At 56.1% G+C, this 18025-nt stretch carries 17 protein-coding genes; 12 read left to right on the forward strand and 5 right to left on the reverse strand.

The window, feature by feature from the left end:
* Positions 1 to 89: 89 nt before the first annotated feature.
* On the reverse strand, positions 90 to 1397 hold the full coding sequence (gene miaB / locus L0664_RS07115; protein WP_235224959.1) for a tRNA (N6-isopentenyl adenosine(37)-C2)-methylthiotransferase MiaB: 1308 nt from the start codon (positions 1395 to 1397) through the stop codon (positions 90 to 92).
* Between the two features lie 110 nt (positions 1398 to 1507).
* Between miaB and L0664_RS07120 the strand changes: the two genes are divergently transcribed.
* On the forward strand, positions 1508 to 2371 hold the full coding sequence (locus L0664_RS07120) for a hypothetical protein (RefSeq protein ID WP_418888031.1): 864 nt from the start codon (positions 1508 to 1510) through the stop codon (positions 2369 to 2371).
* 9 nt (positions 2372 to 2380) lie between these two features.
* Here L0664_RS07120 and L0664_RS07125 read toward each other — a convergent pair whose 3' ends face one another.
* Both L0664_RS07125 and irrA read right to left on the reverse strand, forming a co-directional pair.
* Positions 2381 to 2863, reverse strand: a complete 483-nt coding sequence (locus L0664_RS07125; RefSeq protein WP_235224961.1) for a hypothetical protein — start codon at positions 2861 to 2863, stop codon at positions 2381 to 2383.
* Positions 2864 to 2911: 48 nt separating this feature from the next.
* Positions 2912 to 3340: an iron response transcriptional regulator IrrA gene (gene irrA / locus L0664_RS07130; RefSeq protein WP_235224962.1), complete on the reverse strand. Its 429-nt coding sequence runs from the start codon at positions 3338 to 3340 to the stop codon at positions 2912 to 2914.
* A 158-nt stretch (positions 3341 to 3498) separates the two neighbouring features.
* Between irrA and fabA the strand changes: the two genes are divergently transcribed.
* From fabA to L0664_RS07145, 3 genes are all read left to right on the forward strand, one after another.
* Entirely contained in the window at positions 3499 to 4008 is a 510-nt protein-coding gene (gene fabA / locus L0664_RS07135) for a bifunctional 3-hydroxydecanoyl-ACP dehydratase/trans-2-decenoyl-ACP isomerase (RefSeq protein ID WP_235224963.1), read from the forward strand.
* Positions 4009 to 4109: 101 nt separating this feature from the next.
* Positions 4110 to 4280 carry a hypothetical protein gene (locus tag L0664_RS07140; RefSeq protein ID WP_235224964.1) on the forward strand — a complete coding sequence of 57 codons (171 nt, stop codon included), beginning with the start codon at positions 4110 to 4112 and terminating at the stop codon, positions 4278 to 4280.
* A gap of 119 nt (positions 4281 to 4399) precedes the next feature.
* Positions 4400 to 5629 (forward strand): beta-ketoacyl synthase N-terminal-like domain-containing protein, encoded by a 1230-nt coding sequence (locus tag L0664_RS07145; RefSeq protein WP_235224965.1) that lies wholly within the window; start codon positions 4400 to 4402, stop codon positions 5627 to 5629.
* Between the two features lie 121 nt (positions 5630 to 5750).
* Here the strand turns inward: L0664_RS07145 and L0664_RS07150 are convergent, their stop codons facing one another.
* Positions 5751 to 6830 carry a LacI family DNA-binding transcriptional regulator gene (locus L0664_RS07150; RefSeq protein WP_235224966.1) on the reverse strand — a complete coding sequence of 360 codons (1080 nt, stop codon included), beginning with the start codon at positions 6828 to 6830 and terminating at the stop codon, positions 5751 to 5753.
* Positions 6831 to 6908: 78 nt separating this feature from the next.
* Between L0664_RS07150 and L0664_RS07155 the strand changes: the two genes are divergently transcribed.
* From L0664_RS07155 to fsa, 7 genes are all read left to right on the forward strand, one after another.
* On the forward strand, positions 6909 to 7874 hold the full coding sequence (locus L0664_RS07155) for a substrate-binding domain-containing protein (RefSeq protein WP_235224967.1): 966 nt from the start codon (positions 6909 to 6911) through the stop codon (positions 7872 to 7874).
* Positions 7875 to 8048: 174 nt separating this feature from the next.
* Entirely contained in the window at positions 8049 to 9509 is a 1461-nt protein-coding gene (locus tag L0664_RS07160; RefSeq protein WP_235224968.1) for a sugar ABC transporter ATP-binding protein, read from the forward strand.
* The gene (locus tag L0664_RS07165) at positions 9502 to 10500 is read left to right on the forward strand and encodes an ABC transporter permease (protein ID WP_235224969.1); all 999 of its coding nucleotides are present in this window, start codon (positions 9502 to 9504) and stop codon (positions 10498 to 10500) included. Before L0664_RS07160 ends, L0664_RS07165 begins: the two co-directional genes overlap by 8 nt.
* Positions 10493 to 11461 (forward strand): ABC transporter permease, encoded by a 969-nt coding sequence (locus L0664_RS07170; protein WP_235224970.1) that lies wholly within the window; start codon positions 10493 to 10495, stop codon positions 11459 to 11461. The genes L0664_RS07165 and L0664_RS07170 overlap by 8 nt, the downstream gene beginning before the upstream one ends.
* Positions 11462 to 11471: 10 nt before the next feature.
* A complete protein-coding gene (locus L0664_RS07175; protein ID WP_235224971.1) occupies positions 11472 to 13046 on the forward strand; it encodes an FGGY-family carbohydrate kinase in 1575 nt (524 codons plus the stop codon).
* A 21-nt stretch (positions 13047 to 13067) separates the two neighbouring features.
* On the forward strand, positions 13068 to 15074 hold the full coding sequence (gene tkt / locus L0664_RS07180; protein ID WP_235224972.1) for a transketolase: 2007 nt from the start codon (positions 13068 to 13070) through the stop codon (positions 15072 to 15074).
* Positions 15075 to 15088: 14 nt separating this feature from the next.
* Entirely contained in the window at positions 15089 to 15745 is a 657-nt protein-coding gene (gene fsa, locus L0664_RS07185; RefSeq protein WP_235224973.1) for a fructose-6-phosphate aldolase, read from the forward strand.
* 481 nt (positions 15746 to 16226) lie between these two features.
* Here the strand turns inward: fsa and L0664_RS07190 are convergent, their stop codons facing one another.
* Complete coding sequence (locus L0664_RS07190; protein ID WP_235224974.1) at positions 16227 to 16829, reverse strand: TetR/AcrR family transcriptional regulator; 603 nt, start codon at positions 16827 to 16829, stop codon at positions 16227 to 16229.
* A gap of 116 nt (positions 16830 to 16945) precedes the next feature.
* Between L0664_RS07190 and L0664_RS07195 the strand changes: the two genes are divergently transcribed.
* On the forward strand, positions 16946 to 18022 hold the full coding sequence (locus L0664_RS07195; RefSeq protein ID WP_235224975.1) for an efflux RND transporter periplasmic adaptor subunit: 1077 nt from the start codon (positions 16946 to 16948) through the stop codon (positions 18020 to 18022).
* Positions 18023 to 18025: the final 3 nt, after the last annotated feature.

Below are 18025 nucleotides of genomic sequence, written 5' to 3' on the forward strand. Positions count from 1 at the left end.
AGGCAAAACGCCTGAATCACGCTGTGGACAACTCATATTGCCCACAATCGTCAAGCGGTTAACGGCTAAAGTTCAGGCGCAGTCCAAGCCTAGCAAATTTCCCCGCCAAGGGAATTTCTCTCGGATTTGACGATGCGAACATCGCGCAAATCGCCGATCTGGACATCGGTGGTGTCCGCAAAGACCGCGTGCAGGTATTCGGATTTCCCGATCATCTGCCCCGTTTCGCGGCCCTTCTTTTCAAACAACACCTTCACGGTGCGCCCGATCATCTCGTCCTGGATTTCACGTTGCTGTTCCCCCAAAAGCGCTTGAAGGCGGTGCAGACGTTCCAGTTTCACGTCCTCATCCAGCTGTTCACGCTCTGCGGCGGGGGTGCCGGGCCGTGTTGAATATTTGAAAGAATAGGCCTGCCCGTAGCGCACGGTGCGCACCAGATCCATCGTATCCTCGAAATCTTCCTCGGTCTCACCGGGGAAACCGACGATAAAATCACCCGAAAGCAACAGATCAGGGCGCGCGCCGCGAATCCGTTCCATCAGTTTGAAATACTGATCGCGCGTGTGCTTGCGGTTCATCGCCTTGAGGATTTTGTCAGACCCCGATTGAACGGGCAGATGCAGATAGGGCATCAATTTATCGCAAGTGCCATGCGCGTCGATCAGCGCATCATCCATGTCGTTGGGGTGGCTGGTGGTGAACCGGATACGTTCCAATCCGTCGACCTTATCCAGCGCCCAGATCAGCCCCGCTAAACCGCCGTCGTGCCCGTGGTACGCATTCACATTCTGGCCCAGCAGTGTGATTTCACGCACGCCCGCCTCAACCAGTTCTTGGGCTTCGCGGATAATCCGGTCTGCGGGGCGGCTCACTTCGGCGCCACGGGTGTAGGGCACCACGCAGAACGCGCAAAACTTGTCGCAGCCCTCTTGCACGGTCAAAAACGCTGTCGGCCCGCGCTTTGCCTTTGGGCGCGATTTCAACGTGTCGAACTTGTCATCCTCGGGGAAATCCGTGTCCAGCGCCTTTTCACCGCGCGCAACAGCATCCTCCATCGCGGGCAAGCGGTGATAGCTTTGCGGGCCAACAACCAGATCAACCATCGGCTGGCGTTTCATGATTTCCGCGCCCTCGGCCTGTGCGACGCAGCCCGCCACACCAATCTTCAGGTCCGGCTTGGCGGCCTTCAGCCCCTTCATGCGGCCCAATTCGGAATAAATCTTTTCCGCCGCCTTTTCGCGGATGTGGCAGGTGTTCAGCAGGATCATATCTGCATCCGCCGCCACATCGGTGGTTTCATAGCCTTGTGTGCCAAGGCTCTCGGCCATGCGCTCACTGTCATAAACGTTCATCTGACAGCCATAGGTTTTGATAAACAGCTTCTTTGGCGCGGACATTGGGGCAGCTTTCTGATGGGATATGCCCGCCATTTAACCCAGCCCAACCGCGCTTGCAATGAAGTGCGATTTCCCTGACATTGGCCCCAATCAGGCAGAGCATAAAAATGATCCACCACACCGACCTTCACGCGTTCCTAAAAGACGGCGCGCCCGCGTTCAAAAAAGGCCCCGTCGCGCTGATTTTCGCGGAGGACGAGGTCGAGCTGGATGCAACACTCCGCCATCACCTCGCGCTTGGCTTCAAACATACCGTCGTTTTCGCGATGCCCGAATTTACAATCGCCGAAGACGTGCAGGATCAGATCATCCGCGTTAGCTACAACATGCTGGCCGAAGGCGCGCTGGAAACAGCCGTCAACGCGGTCATGAAAGCCACGGGCGACATCTGGATCTATTACTGCTTCAACTCGGAATTCCTGTTTTACCCGTTCTGCGAACACCGCACCGTGGGCGAAATGATCGCGTTCAACGTCGAAGAACGCCGCGACACGATCCTGTCTTATGTGATTGATCTGTATACGGGTGATCTGTGGGTCAACACCAACGCCGTATGCATCGAAGACGCGCATCTGGATAAAACCGGATATTACGCACTGGCCCGCAAAGACCGCTGGAACAATGATCTGGATCGCCAGTTGGATTTCTTTGGTGGCTTGCGGTGGCGGTTCGAAGAACACATTCCAGTACCGCGCCGCCGCATTGATCGCGTTTCACTGTTTCGCAACAAACCCGGCCTCGTGTTTAACAGCGATCACACCTTCAATGACGCTGAATACAACACCTATGCCTGCCCGTGGCACCATAACCTGACGGCGGCGGTCTGTTCGTTCCGCACCGCCAAAGCCCTCAAACGCAACCCGGGGTCTACCTTTGAAATCGACACGTTCAAATGGCACAACTCCATCCCGTTTGAATGGCATTCCCAACAATTGCTGGATCTGGGGCTGATGGAACCCGGCCAGTGGTTCTAACGTAACACGTCAGGCCACTGCCACGCCCATACCCGATGCCTGCGCCGTTGTGTTGTTGGCAGAACTATACGGCCAATCCTGCGCCTGCTTTACCAAACCGGCCCGCACCGGGGCGTCTTCAATAAAGGCCGTGCGCATCGCAACGATGGCATTGGTGATTTCTGTGATTTCAATCGTATCACCCCAAATCGCAGCATGATTGCCCCGATGATGCCCCGGAACATGGCGGGTGAACGCACTGGTGATCAGGCGGATCGCCCCGCGCACACCAAATTCGGGATCAGGAAAATTGCACAGCAGCTGGACTTCGCTCGGTAAAACCACCGCCGCTTCGATAGAGAACCCCCATCGTTGCTGCGACAAGGCCACACAATCGCGCAGCAGGCGCACATGGCGCACCAACAAATCATCGGTTCCGTCAGCCAATCGCAACGTGACAGACACATGAGTAGACAAAGGAACGGGGCGGGGGATGGGGGCTTGATAAGACATGCCACACTTTGGCCGCAAAGGTCTTAACGGGTGGTGAAGCGCGCGCGATTAACTGCGGCGCAGCCGGATCACCACATCAACAGACGCAATTTCGGCCCCCTCGGGCGCATGGGGCACCTGTGCGATCACCAGCTGTTCAGCGGGCGCATCAGACAAACGGTTTTCGTCTTCCCAGTAAAAATGCGGATGGTCGGTCATGTTGGTATCGAAATAGGATTTCGACCCGTCCACCGTGATTTCACGCAGCAAACCCGCATCACAAAACGCACGCAGCGTATTATAAACCGTCGCAAGGGATACCTTATCGGCGGTGCGCGCCGCGGCCTCGAACAGGCTTTCTGCGGTGACATGGCGGTCACGCCCATCGCCCACCAGCAATCCCGCCAGTGCAACCCGCTGGCGGGTCGGGCGCAATCCAGCACCGGCCAGCCAATCGGTGCCGCGCTCTGTTTGGGTCTGTGATGTCACGTCCGTCATCGAAAAGTCCTGCGTTTGCTTGTTCAACAATATGGGGGAACGTTGCAATTATTCAATCTCAAATGCGAATAGGTCGCAGCTCGCCCTCCCCTTGCCCTCGTTCTGCCCGTGATGGTAGCAGTCGGGTCACACAATGCCCCAAAGGAAAGACCGCGCCCATGACCCAATTCCCATCCAGCTTTGACCGCGACGACCTGCTCAAATGCGCCCGCGGCGAATTGTTCGGTGAGGGCAATGCCCAACTTCCCGAACCACCCATGCTGATGATGGACCGTATCACCGATATTTCCGGCGACGGCGGGGCCCACGGCAAGGGCCACGTGCTGGCGGAATTCGACATCAAACCGGATCTGTGGTTCTTCGATTGCCACTTCCCCGGCAATCCGATCATGCCCGGCTGCTTGGGCCTTGATGGCTTGTGGCAGCTGACAGGTTTCAACCTCGGCTGGCGCGGTTGGACAGGGCGCGGCTATGCGCTCGGTGTTGGCGAAATCAAACTCAAAGCCATGGTGCGCCCTGATGCGAAACTGCTGACATATGAAATCGACTTCACCAAAGCGATCCAAACCCGCCGCCTGACGATGGGCGTGGCCGACGGCATCGTCAAAGTCGACGGCGAACTGGCCTATGAAGTCAAAGACATGAAAGTCGCGCTGAGCGAGAGCTAAGCCAGATGTCTGATCCAAGAACGACGCGCAACGGACAACTTATCGCGGCGTCTATATTAATCGGGTACATGGCTTTCGTTGGTCTCCGGTTAAGGGCTGGAATGGACATGCAAGACGGAATTCGCCCGTTCGCACCTGCGATAGGGCCGGATTTCGTCAACAGGCTGGCCGAAACCTATGGTGGGAACGTCGTAGGCAACTGGATAATCGGATTGGCGGTCGCGGTTGGCGTGGCGATCGCAATTTGGACATGGCGCAATCCAGTGCAGTAATCGCTTAGAACTTTGGTCACGACCACGCTCGGGTTAAATTCGAACCGGCATGTGGCGCCACACTTGCCCCTCTGCCCTGCCTCCCCTACATCTAAACCAAAGGGAACAAGGGAGCCGCTATGCGTCGTGTCGTCATCACAGGTCTGGGGATTGTTTCCCCTATCGGGAACAATGCAGCCGAAGTGGATGCCAGCCTGCGGGCCGGTAAATCCGGTATTGTCGCGTCTGAGGAAATGGCCGAACACGGCTTTCGTTCCCAGATCGCGGGCACCCTGAAAATCGACATTTCTGAACACGTCGACAAACGCACCCTGCGCTTCATGGGCCCCGGTGCCGCCTACGCCCACATCGCCATGGGCCAGGCGATCGAAGACGCGGGCCTGTCCGAAGACGACGTTGTGAACCCGATGACAGGCCTCATCGCGGGGTCCGGCGGGCCATCCACGTCTGCCATGTTTGCCGCCCATAAGGTGGTCGAAAACACAGGCGCCACCAAACGCATTGGCCCTTTTGCGGTGCCAAAAACCATGTCCTCCACCGTCAGCGCAAACCTCGCGACGGCGTATAAAATCAAAGGCATGAACTTCTCGATCACCTCGGCCTGTTCCACGTCCTTGCACTGCATCGGCATGGCCGCCCAGCAAATCGCGCTTGGCACACAAGACATCATGTTCGGCGGCGGCGGCGAAGAACTCGATTGGACCCTGTCGTGCCTGTTCGACGCCATGGGCGCGATGAGCAGCAAATACAACGACACCCCCGAACGTGCGTCGCGCGCCTTTGATGCAGACCGCGACGGTTTCGTGATCGCAGGCGGCGGCGCAATGGTTGTGCTTGAATCCCTCGATGGCGCATTGGCCCGCGGCGCAAAAATCTACGCCGAAGTCACAGGCTTTGCGGCCACTTCAGACGGCGCCGATATGGTCGCACCATCAGGCGAAGGCGGTGAGCGGGCCATGCGCGGCGCGCTGAAAACCCTGCCAGAAGGCCGTAAAATCAGCTACATCAACGCCCACGGCACATCGACCCCGGTCGGTGACGTGGGTGAGGTTGAGGCCGTGCGCCGCGTCTTCGGACAAGGCACCACACCGCCCATCTCCTCAACCAAATCCATGACAGGCCACTCTCAGGGTGCCACCGGCGCACAAGAAGCCGTCTATTGCCTGCTCGCGCTGCAAGGCGACTACATCATCCCAAGCATCAACGTCGAAACCCTCGACCCCGCGCTGGACCCCGCCGAAATCGCGACCGAATTCAAGGGCGACGCAGGGCTTGATACGGTCATGACAAACTCCTTCGGGTTCGGCGGCACCAACGGATCAATGTTGCTGAGTAAGTATCGGGACTGAGGCCTAACTGGCGACGCTGCGGACAAACCTATCCTTCGTCACTTAACCCTCAAGGACCGCTTTCTAAAAAACGGTTCAAATTCGGGTTACCTTTTGATGATATTAGAGCGTCGTGACGCGCTTATAAAACGGGAGGCACTTCGATCGTTACAATCTCTGCTTCAGAGCCTTCTCGGATAATCGAAAATAACGCGTTCATCATTGTCTCTACATCTTGGCGCACCATAAAAATATTCCCTCCCAATAGCTCTGCAAACGGGTCCCAGTCAAAACATCCGATAACGATTTTATCCTGTGTCGCAAGGTCATTTTCACGAAGGCTGGTAACTACTCCTTCGAGGGAAATTGTCGAATTAACAAACATCGTTGCAGGCGGCTCAGCGGCATCTTTCAGGAACCTCGATAGAGCAGCAGCAGCTTTTTGCGATGCGTATCCGCAAGCAAGAATTTGATCCTCTGTAACTGTAATCCCAATCTCCGCATGCGCATCCCTAAAACCTCTGATCCTTTCTTGGGTGTTGTGATCCGCCTCGCGCCCACCCACAAACAGCGACCCTTGTGATCGCTCCGGGGCCGCCGCCAAAATCTTCTTCGTCAGTTTGAATGCACCCGCATAGTTATCAGAAATGACAGAAGATGCCTTTTTCCCGGGAAGGTCCAAGTTCAGGGTCGGCACACCTGCTGGCGCGCACAGATCATGGATTTTGTCCGGATCGGTGGCACCCGTGCAGATCAGATATTCTACCTGATAGGCCAGCATTGTGCGCGCAGCCGTTAACTCAAGTTCGGGATCACGCTGTGTACAAGTCACGATTGGAAAATACCCGGCCGCGCGTGCCATGCGTTCGAACGTCTGTGCAATCGAGCTGAAATAGCGGTTATCATACATCGGGACCACCATGCCGATGATGCCCGATTTTTCTTTGCGCAAGGTGCTCGCCTGCATGTTGAGGGCATAGCCGTGTTCATCCGCAAGGTTGCGCACCTTGGTCGCCAATTTCTCGCTGATTCGACGCTTTTTCCAGTTGCCGTTCAACACAGCGCTGACGGTGCCAGCAGACGTCCCCGCCAACTGTGCGAGGTCATAGATCGTTGTTTTCTTGGTGTTTTGATCTGTCAAAGCCCGCATCCGCATAAAGGTTTCTAAAAGACATTGACACTTTATGGGCAATTGCACAATGTAGCACAATCGATTGTGCATTGATGCATGATCGATTGTGCAATAAACCGACGGGAGGTCGGTTACAGGGAGGACGCCATGAAAGGCATTTCAAAATTAATGAGCGCAGCTGCGGCTGTTGCTTTATTTACGACGGCCCCGCTTGCCGTTTCGGCAGAAACCACCATCGGCGTCGTCGTCAAAATCGGTGGAATTCCGTGGTTTAACGCGATGGAAGCAGGCATCGAACAGCGCGCAGAAGAGCTGGGCATCAACGCGTTTATGGTCGGCCCAACCAGCGATGATCCTGCTCTGCAGGTCCGCGCGATCGAAGACCTCATCGCCCGCGGTGTTGATGTCATCGGCGTGGTACCGAACGATGCTCAAGTGCTTGAGCCAGTTCTTGAGCGCGCACGTGCAGCAGGCATCAAGGTGATTACCCATGAATCGCCAGACACCATCAACAACGATTTTAACTTTGAACTCGTTTCTTCAAACGATCTGGGCGTGGCTCATGCACAGTTATTCCAAGAAGCGACAGGTTGTGAAGGCGGATATGCCGTTTATGTCGGCGGTTTAACTGTTCCGGCCCATAACGCATGGGCGGATGCAGCAGTGGCATACCTTGAAGAAAACTGCCCCGACATGACCCAGGTCGCTGAACGGTTTGGCGTTGCAGAAAGCGTCGACGACAGCCGCAACACGACATTGGATTTGATGCGTGCAAACCCCGATCTGGCGGGCATTCTGGCATTCGGCAGCCAAGGCCCGATCGGTGCAGCTCGCGCCGTTGAGGAACGCGGTCTATCCGGTGAAGTTGCTGTCGTTGGGCTGTTTTCTGCGGGTCAGGGCCGTCAGCTGGTCCATGACGGTGCGATCACAGGTGGTTTCGTCTGGAGCCCACTTGAGGCTGGCAAGGTCTTCGTCGAACTTGGCAATATGCTTGTTGAAGGTGGTGAAATTACCGATGGGGCCGATCTTCCACTGCTTGGCGAAATCGCACTTCAAGGCAACAATATCTTTGCCAACAAGCCCCTCGCGCTCAGCAAAGATACGGTCGATGGCCTCGCAGAGATGGGCCTTTGATCTAACAGGTTTCTCCCAAGCCTGCCTCGTGGGGCGCTTGACCAACAAGCGCCCCACTGACGTGCCAAAAAACTATACAATTTTGCAAAGCCTGTTTCAGTCATCCAATTTGGCTGGTCGATATCTTTGCCATGGAGCATTTCAATGCCGGACTATGCACTTCGCGCACAAAACGTGACCCAGAAATTTGGGGCCTTTGTCGCGCTTGAGGATGTTTCTTTTGATTTGAAAGTGGGTGAAGTCCATTGCCTTGCCGGCGAAAACGGATCTGGGAAAAGCACCTTGATCAAAGTGATCAACGGGGTGAACACGCCAGAGCCGGGCGCGCAGATCAGCTTTTATGACAGCGCCCCTGCCGCGCGCGTGTCCCCGACGGATGCAAAGCGACATGGCGTGCACGTGATTTGGCAAGACCTTGCACTATTTCCCGACCTGACAGTGGCGGAAAACATCACATTTGACAGCTTCATCGCCGCCCCTTTCGCGCCGCGCGGTACTGCGGCGAAAACCGACCGCGCCGCGCAGATCATTACGCGACTGGGGGTCAAACTGGACCCGCATGCTAAATTGGGCGATCTCAGCATTGCCAAACGGCAATTGGTCGCCATTTGTCGCGTGCTGGACGCCAATGCGCGGATCATCTTTATGGATGAACCGACAGCTTCCCTTACCCGCAAAGAAACTCAAACTTTGTTGGACATCGTGCGCAAGCTTTCGGGGGACGGCATTTCGATTGTTTTCGTCAGTCACCGTCTGGCCGAAGTGCTCGACGTATGCGAACGCGTTACAGTCTTACGCGATGGTGCTTTCGTCGGATCCTACCCGACCGAGGGAATGACACAGAAACGGCTGTCCACACTAATGACCGGCCTGGACCTGGATGAGCACCCCCGTGACATTGAGAACTTTGGCGAGACTGCAATAGAAGTACGCGGCCTGTCACGTGATGCGGAATACGACGACATTTCCTTCTCGGTCCGCCGCGGCGAAATCCTCGGACTGACGGGCCTCATGGGGTCAGGCCGCACGGAAATTGCGCTATCGCTGTTTGGCATGACGCAAGCCGACCAAGGCGCAATCCTGATTGACGGCAAACCGGTGAACTTTCGTAACAGCCGCGCGGCGATTGCCGCGGGGATAGCCTATGTTTCCGAAGACCGCCTTAATCTTGGTCTGGTGCAAAGCCAGTCCATTATCAAAAACACGGCTTCAACAGTTCTTGATGATCTTGCCAAACCTTCCTTCTACCTCTCGCCCAAACGCCTTCGGGCTTTGTGCATCGATTGGATCGCTCGGCTCAAGACCAAGGTCAGCGACCCACGCTTGCCTGTGTCGTCACTATCAGGCGGCAACCAACAACGCATTGTGTTGGCCAAATGGCTCGCGACTAATCCCAAAGTTCTGATCCTCGATGCGCCCACAGTTGGCGTGGACGTGGGTGCCAAGGCAGGCATTTTTGAAATCGTGCGGGAGTTGGCCGCAAAAGGGATGGCCATCATTCTAATCAGCGACGAGGCCAGCGAGATCCACACACATACGGACCGTGTTTTGATCCTGCGGGGCGGCAAAGTTCACAAGGACCTGAAACCCGCAACCGTAAATGAAGAAGCGCTGGAGGAGATGATCAATGCGTAAAGTATTTGCATCTGCCGAGGGTATTCTTGGATTTCTCATCATCTGCCTGTCAGTCCTTTTGACCCTAACAACAGACAGTTTTGCATCCATTCAGAACATCTTTGACCTGCTCAACAACCAATCGGTGAACATCATCTTCGCGGTAGGTCTTGTGGTCGTTCTTGTGGCGGGAGGGATCGATATTTCCTTCTCGGTTGCCGCTTCAGTCGTACAGTACGTTGTTGTGACATTGCTTATTTCGATGGGCGGCGGAAACTGGGCCATTGGCCTGCTGTTGGCCGCCGCGACGGGCATCAGTTTGGGTCTGATCAACGCATTGTTCATTCATCGATTTCGGATCGTTTCGATCATCGTCACGATCGGGACGTTCAATATATTCTTTGGCTTACTAATGTATTTGTCACGTGGACGGTCGATCTACACGATCCCTGACTGGCTTTACGCACGTGTTTCGATCTTTAGCGTTGAATTGGAGCGCGGCGCGGCCACGCTATACCTGCCTGTGCTTGTCATGTTCGTTATGGTCGTGGCGACATGGCTTATCCTTTCTAGAACAGGATTTGGCCGCCAGATTTACGGCTTTGGCTCAAATCCCGACGCTGCACGCCGCTCTGGGATCAATGTCGCGCTGATCCAAGGGTTTGCCTATGGCTGGCTGGGACTTTGCGCCGGTATCGCCGGTATGATGCAAGCCCATATCGTACGCGAGGTCGTGCCCAACGCCCTTTATGGTCGCGAGCTGGATATCCTCGCCGCTGTTGTTCTTGGCGGCGCAGTTTTGGGCGGCGGGCGCGGCACGGTGCTCGGGGCAGTATTGGGCGTAATGCTCTTGGCGTTGATCCAGAACGGGCTGAACCTTTTGGGGATTTCACCCTTCGCGTTCAAAATGATCGTGGGTGCCATCATCCTGTGCGCCATCACGGCCACGAACCTTGACCGTATTTTGCCCCAAACACGCAGATCCACAAAGGGAGGCGCACTAGATGCGTAAGCTATTTCAAGGCTGGTCAGGCGACCGCATAGAACTGACCGCGATGGTGGCATTCCTTGCTCTGTCGGTCCTGTCTTTCGCAGCGATTGCCCCCAATTTCCTATCAGTTGGCATTTTCCGCTCCATGGCGTTTCAGCTGCCCGAACTTGGATTGCTGACCCTTGCAATGTTTATTCCGATTATTGCGGGCGGCCTGAACCTTGCCGTGACATTTACGGCCAACATCTGCGGATTGGCAGCTGCCTTCATCGTTCAGAAGTTCCTATTGGAAAACGGCGGTCTCGCCCTGCCCATCGCGTTGATTGTCGCCCTTTTGACAGGTTTGGTCATGGGCATGCTCGTCGGCGCAATGGTCGCCTATGTGGGTGCGCATCCGATCCTTGTGACGCTGGGAGCGATGATTTTCTTGCGTGGATTGGGTGAGTTACTGACCCGGGGCGGCGATATTTCCGGCATGCCCCCTGTATTTGAAACCATCGGCCACGGCACATTGCTTGGCGTTCCCAATCCAATGTGGATATTCCTCGCCGCCGTCGTGGTTTGTTTTTACATCATGCAATTCACTAAACTTGGGTTCTCGATCCATATGGTTGGCTCGAACCCCAAGGCGACACTATTTTCCGGTATCGATGTGAACCGCGTATTGGTCTGGGTTTATGGCCTGTCTGGTGCATTGTCCGGGCTTGCGGGCTTTTTGATGTTGGCGCGCTTTAATTCGGTACGTGTGGGCCACGGCGAAAGCTATCTGCTCATTACGATCCTCGCGTGTTTTCTGGCGGGCGCAAACCCGTTTGGCGGCTTTGGGCGCGTGCTGCCCTTGGCCGTCGGCCTGATCAGCCTGCAAGTCATCGCATCCGGCATGAACCTGATGGGCGCAAGCCAGCACTTGGCGACAGCAGCATGGGGTGGTTTTCTGATCCTTGTCATGATCCTGCGCGCGCCGTTCCAGTCAAAGACGTAAAGGACCTCACATGACCTATGTACTCGGAATTGATGTGGGGTCCGGCAGCGCGCGCTGCGGCGTGTTTGATCAAAACGGAACATTGCTGGGTACGGCAAAGCAGACGATTGCCATCCACCGCCCCGCGCCCAACCATATCGAGCAATCCTCAACCGATATATGGTCAGCCATTTGCGCCGCTACTAAAGGTGCAATTGCGCAGGCAAATGTTACGCCCGACGAGGTGATCAGCCTGTCGTTCAGCGCGACCTGCTCGCTCGTCTTGCTGGATCAAAACCACGCACCCTTGCCCCTCAGCGAAGGCGACGAAGGTTGGAACATCATCATGTGGATGGACCACCGCGCGAGTGCGGAGGCTGGCATATGCAATGCGACAGGCGCGTCTGTATTGAACAACCTTGGCGGCGCGATATCGCTCGAGATGCAGATACCCAAACTCATGTGGCTCAAACGCCAGCGGCCTGAGCTTTGGAATAAACTGGGGTATGCCGCTGATCTCGCCGATTATCTGGGGTGGCGCTGCACGGGCCAAAACGAACGCTCAATTTGCACGGTGGGCTGCAAATGGACTTACGACGCCGACAATGGATGCTGGGATGATCGGTTCTTTGATCAAGTCGGGCTGCCGGATCTGCGCGCGCGCGCCGCCTTGCCCGACACGGCTTGCGAGATTGGCGCACATCTTGGCACATTAACGCAATCCGCAGCAGATGATCTTGGCCTGACCACGCAGTGCCACGTGGCCGTCGGATTAATTGATGCGCACGCAGGCGCTCTGGGAACGTCTGGGCTGTTTGCAGACGACGCGCCAGAAACCCGCCTTGCCTTGATTGCGGGTACTTCAAACTGCCATATCGCCCTTACGAAAAACCGTATCGAAGTATCAGGTGTCTGGGGCCCTTACTACGGGGCCGTCCAAAACGGGCTTTATGCCCTCGAAGGCGGGCAAAGTGCGACCGGCGCGATGCTTGACCAGATCGTAGCACTGTTTGCAGGTGCGCAATCATTTGGGGACGCACCCCATGGCCCAATCTCCGATACGCTGATGAAGCGCATGGTAACAGACCCCGATCAGGGTAAAGACGTTATGGTCCTGCCTGACTTTATCGGCAACCGCTCTCCCTATGCCAACCCCGACCTGCGCGGCGCAATCATGGGGCTGACCTTGGAGGCACCGGAAGAGACCTTTCTCAAGGTCTATTGGGCCGCCTGCGCCAGTATAGCTTACGGCACGCGCCAGATCATTGATACCATGAGGGCGCAGGGTGTTCCGATTAACAAATTACATCTCAGCGGCGGCCATGCCCAATCTGCGCTGCTGGTGCAGATCTATGCCGATGCTACGGGCTGTGATGTGATCGTTGCCGAGACACCCGAACCTGTCCTGCTGGGCGCTGCAATCGCTGCTGCGATGCCGCTCGGAAATGATTTTCCAATCTCTCAAGGGCTAGCGGTCCGCGCTGCTCGCACCATTTCACCAAATCCATTCGCAACAGAAATGCACACGGCACGCTACGCGATGTTTTGCACCCATTACGAGGGTGATGCAGCACCGGCGGCCACGCCTGTCGCAGTCACCGCATAACCAAACTTACAGGATATCAGGATGACCATGACGGCGGGCCAAACGGCCGATTTTTCCACGCTTGCCAGCACGCTTCGCGGCCTTGCGATTGACGCGGTTGAAACGGCTGGCCACGGGCACCCGGGTGCGGCGATGGGGATGGCAGACTTTGCCACGGTCCTGTACGCAAATCACCTCCGGTTTGATGCAAGTAACCCCGAGTGGCCCGATCGCGACCGTGTGGTGTTATCAAACGGACATGCTTCGATCTTGTTGTACTCATTGCTCCATCTGACAGGCGTTCTGGGCGTAGACTTGGACGATATCAAGGCCTTCCGACAGGCAGGATCAAAGACTCCAGGTCACCCTGAAGTCGGGCATACACCGGGTGTTGAAACCACGACTGGCCCGCTTGGTCAGGGGTTTGCTACGGCGGTTGGCATGGCCCTCGCAGAGCGACGCCTGCGCGATGAAGTTGGCGCAGACCTTTGCCATCACCGCACATGGGTTTTTGCCGGTGATGGTTGCTTGATGGAGGGAGTCGGTCAAGAGGCCGCATCGCTCGCCGGACACCTTAGGCTTGGTCATTTGAACGTCCTATATGACATGAATGCGATCACGATCGACGGCAGCACAGATCTCTCTTTTACCGATGATACTGCTGCAAAGTTCAAAGCAATGGGCTGGCATGTCCTTGAAGCATGCGGTCACACGCATGGCGAAATCGACGACGCATTGGCCGCCGCCAAGCAAGAAACGGATCGACCAACCATTATTATGTTCCGTACGACAATCGGGTTTGGTGCCCCGACAAAGGCCGGAACGTCGGGCATTCATGGCGCCAAACTTGGAACAGAAGAAGCGGCAGGCGCAAAGGCTGCGCTCGGCTTGCCCCCTGCCCCGTTCGACATCCCTCAAGATATTAGTGACGCATGGTTGGCCATCGGTTCACGGGGTTCTGCTGGGCGACAGGCGTGGATCAAGCGGAGTGAGCGCTTGCCAGCCTCCGAATTAGCGGAGTTCTATCGCCGTGCAGAAGGGCGTCGGCCAAGCACGTTCCCATCCTCCACGAATGCCCCAAAGGCTGACTGGATCGACTCACAAGCTTCTGTCGCAACGCGCAAAGCCAGCCAAATGGCGCTTGACGTGTTGACCCATCAATTGCCTGAACTGATCGGCGGCTCTGCGGATCTGTTGGGCTCCAACCTGACCAAGACTGCTGCGACAGACACAGCGTTTACCGCTACATCCTCGGGCCGCTACATCAACTATGGCGTCCGGGAATTCGCAATGGCAGCTGCAATGAACGGCCTGGCATTGCACGGCGGCTTTGTACCTTACGGGGGCACATTCCTCGTGTTCTCAGACTACATGCGCAACGCGATCCGGCTGTCTGCGCTGATGGGTACAAGGGTGCTGTATGTCATGACCCACGATAGCATCGGCCTTGGCGAAGATGGCCCAACTCATCAGCCCGTTGAGCACTTGGCCAGCCTCCGCGCGATCCCGGGGTTAAACGTGTTCCGCCCTGCCGATGTGATTGAAACCATGGAGGCCTACGAAGTCGCCCTCGTCGGACCATCCGTACCGTCGTTGTTTACATTCTCACGCCAAAGCGTACCGCAAGTCAGGCTGACCGGCGGTTCAGAAAACCTCACCGCAAAAGGTGGCTATGTCTTACGAGAGGTAGACACCCGCGACATTACTTTGATCGCCACTGGCTCGGAAGTCAGCCTTGTTATGGCGGCCGCTGAGTTGTTGGCTAGGGATGGTGTGTCTGCTGCGGTAGTATCTCTGCCCTGCTGGGAGTTGTTCGATGCTCAGCCCCAAGCCTACCGCGATGCCACCCTTGGTGCAGCGCCACGTTTGGCCGTTGAAGCGGCGAATCCCTTTGGTTGGGGCCGCTATGTTGGCCATGAGGACAACATGATTGGGGTGCCTACCTTTGGCGCTTCGGCCAGCGCCGAGCATCTGTATGAACAGTTCGGCCTTACCCCTGAAAACATTGCAGCGATGTCTCAGGCCCGCATCGCTGCCACAAAATCATAGTACAGGATAAACTCATGAAATTCTTCGTCGACACCGCTGACGTCACTGCCATCCGCCACCTGAATGACATCGGGTTGATCGATGGCGTGACAACCAATCCAAGCATCATCGCCAAGAGCGGACGCGACATTATGGAGGTCACCAAAGAAATCTGCGGATTGGTCACCGGGCCCGTGTCGGCCGAAGTAACCGCGCTTGATTACGATGGCATGATGAAAGAGGCCGCCGTTCTGGCTAAGATTGCTGACAACATCTGCATTAAACTGCCGCTGACCATCGATGGCTTGAAAGCCTGCAAGGCTCTGACGTCTGACGGGCACCAGACCAACGTGACGCTCTGCTTTTCAGTCAATCAAGCCTTGTTGGCCGCCAAATGCGGCGCGACTTATGTCTCACCATTTGTTGGCCGTCTTGATGACATCAACCTCGATGGGATGCAGCTAATCCGAGACATCCGCACGATGTTCAACAATTACGACACTCTCAACACCCAGATACTTGCCGCGTCCCTGCGCAATGCTAATCACGTCTCAGGTGCAGCTCTCGCTGGCGCGGACGTCGGTACGATCCCCCCGAACGTTATCGAAGATCTTGCTGAACACACGCTCACCAAGAACGGCCTCGATACGTTCATGACTGACTGGGCAAAAACGGGACAGACAATCGTCTGAATTCAAATTCCGAAAATCTGCGTAGTAGTGGAAAAAGAGCATTCCTGATGTTCGCAACACAAAGATGTTGTTCCAGTAATTCACCGTGTACGTTCATGCGCCGCTAAGGGCTACTGGAGCCGCTTTCCTCCTGCTGCCTTCGCCAAAGCAGCCCTCGGATTCGACGCAGCATCTGGTCAATTTTAGCTTCGGCTGGCGACACGAGCGGCCCATTGCTGTCGTCGACCACGGCTTGCCATACTGCGTTGCGGCCCGTCCTTCCGGCCATTCGCTGCAACTGCACCAATGTCGGACCTTACGTAATCTCCTTAAGCGCACTCACCGAATTGACGATTTACCAGAGGCCTAGACATACGTATCTGATACGGGCCCTATGCGCATCATACCAGTCTTTGGTATTGTTCTGCGCAATCTGGGCCAACAGGTTAAAGGTGCTGCCTGAAATCTGGGTCAGGGGGGCCATCCATTGTTGCGTGCAGGCTTACGGTGCTACTTCGTGCATGCGTAAAATCGTGGCCACTGCGCGCGTCGTGCGTTTTTCGATGTTCGTATACGGCACCTTGATGACACCCAATTGCACGCGCACCATCCCCAGTCCTTCGAGCAAACCTATCAGGTCTTCGGCAATATCCATCGGGTCAGTCGCATCCGACAAAGCGCCCTGAGTTTGAGCCGATTGGAACATCAGGGCAAAGTCCCTTTGTGTCTGACCGTAGGCCGCATCAAAGAAGGTCTGTCCGATATGCGGATTGTCGCGTGCTTCTTCGTGCATCACACGTGCAAATTCCATCGTGTCGGCTGCGTTCAGGAACGTCAAAAGCTTGGTGCCGTATTGGACTAAAGCTTCGCGAAGTTCCGAGATCGTCTCGGTTTTGGGCGGGGTCACCTCACGGAATTTCACGGCTTCGGCTTCGGTCACGCAGCGCAGGATATCGGCCATATTTTCAAAGTGCCGGTAGATTGACGCTTTGGACACTGCCGCCTCGCGTGCGAGCAGATCCGTGGATACTTTTTCGAAACCGTGTTCGAAAAACAGCCGGCGTGCTGTGTGGATAATGCGGTCGCGTGCTGGTTGCTTGCTCATAAACCACACCTAGGCCGGGTGGTGCAAAAAGAAAAGTACTGCTCCGTACTCTTTTGACTTGCCGTCTTGGTGGCGTGCTCTAGGTACGGCGCAGTACCCATGCAGAAAGCCACCTGATGAAAACGACCATCTTGTTCTTAGTCACTCTTGCCCTTGCAGTTCCAGTGCACGCCCAAGACACCGAAAATTTGACCCCGTCGGGCGATCCCGCGCCCATAAGGGCGGTTAAGCTCATTCAGGCGGGGGGCGGCGCTGTACCGCTTGAGCGCGTTTTTTTCGGTCAAGTGGCGGCGCGCGAAACGGTTGATTTGTCGTTTGAGGTTGGTGGGCGGTTGATCATGTTTGATGCCCAAGAAGGCCAGTTTCTGGACGATGGCATCCAAATTGCCGCAATGGATTTGGCCCCGTTTGAACGTGCAGTCGAGCGTGCGACCCTACAGCTCGCCCAAGCCAATCGTGATCTGACGCGTGCGCAAACGCTTGTTCAATCCAACGCGGCCTCGGCAACGCAGGCCGAGAATGCAGAAACGGCGCGTGATCTGGCCGCAGTGGCCCTGCGCGAGGCGACAGATGCGCTTGAGGACGCGACGCTCCACGCCCCGTTCCGTGCGCTGGTCGCATCGCGTCTGACGCCCAATTTTGCCAATGTATCGCCTGGCCAACCCATCGTGCGTTTGCATGACATGTCCGAAGTTCGCGTTGAAATCGACGTACCAGAGCGGCTTTTCCAAAGCCTATCTGATGTTGAAGGTATCAGTTTTGTCGGCACATCGCCCCTGTTTGAGGGCGAAGTGCCGCTGACCTTGCGCGAATTCAACGCTGAGACGCAAAATATCGGCCAAAGTTATCGGGTCACACTTGCCTTGCCACCCACACAAGTGCCCACAGCGATTATTCCGGGCGCGTCAATGACCGTGACGGCGCGCTTGCGGGGCAGCGATGCAACGGCGATCACGCTGCCGCCATCAGCCGTTACGATGACCAACGATGGTGCGCAGGTCATGGTCTACAGCCCCAATGCAGACGGTGAAAACGGGACAGTTGGCTTGGTGCTCGTCAATGTGGCCTCGGCCAATGGTGCGCAGATCACTGTTACGGGCGTTGGATCAGACCAGTGGATTGTTGGTGCGGGCATTCAAATGCTGCGCGACGGCGAAACCGTGCGCCCCTTCACTGGCATGAGTGTGGAGTAGGTT

Origin of the sequence: Octadecabacter dasysiphoniae (genome assembly GCF_021532615.1) — a bacterium.
Classification (GTDB): Bacteria; Pseudomonadota; Alphaproteobacteria; order Rhodobacterales; family Rhodobacteraceae; genus Octadecabacter; species Octadecabacter dasysiphoniae.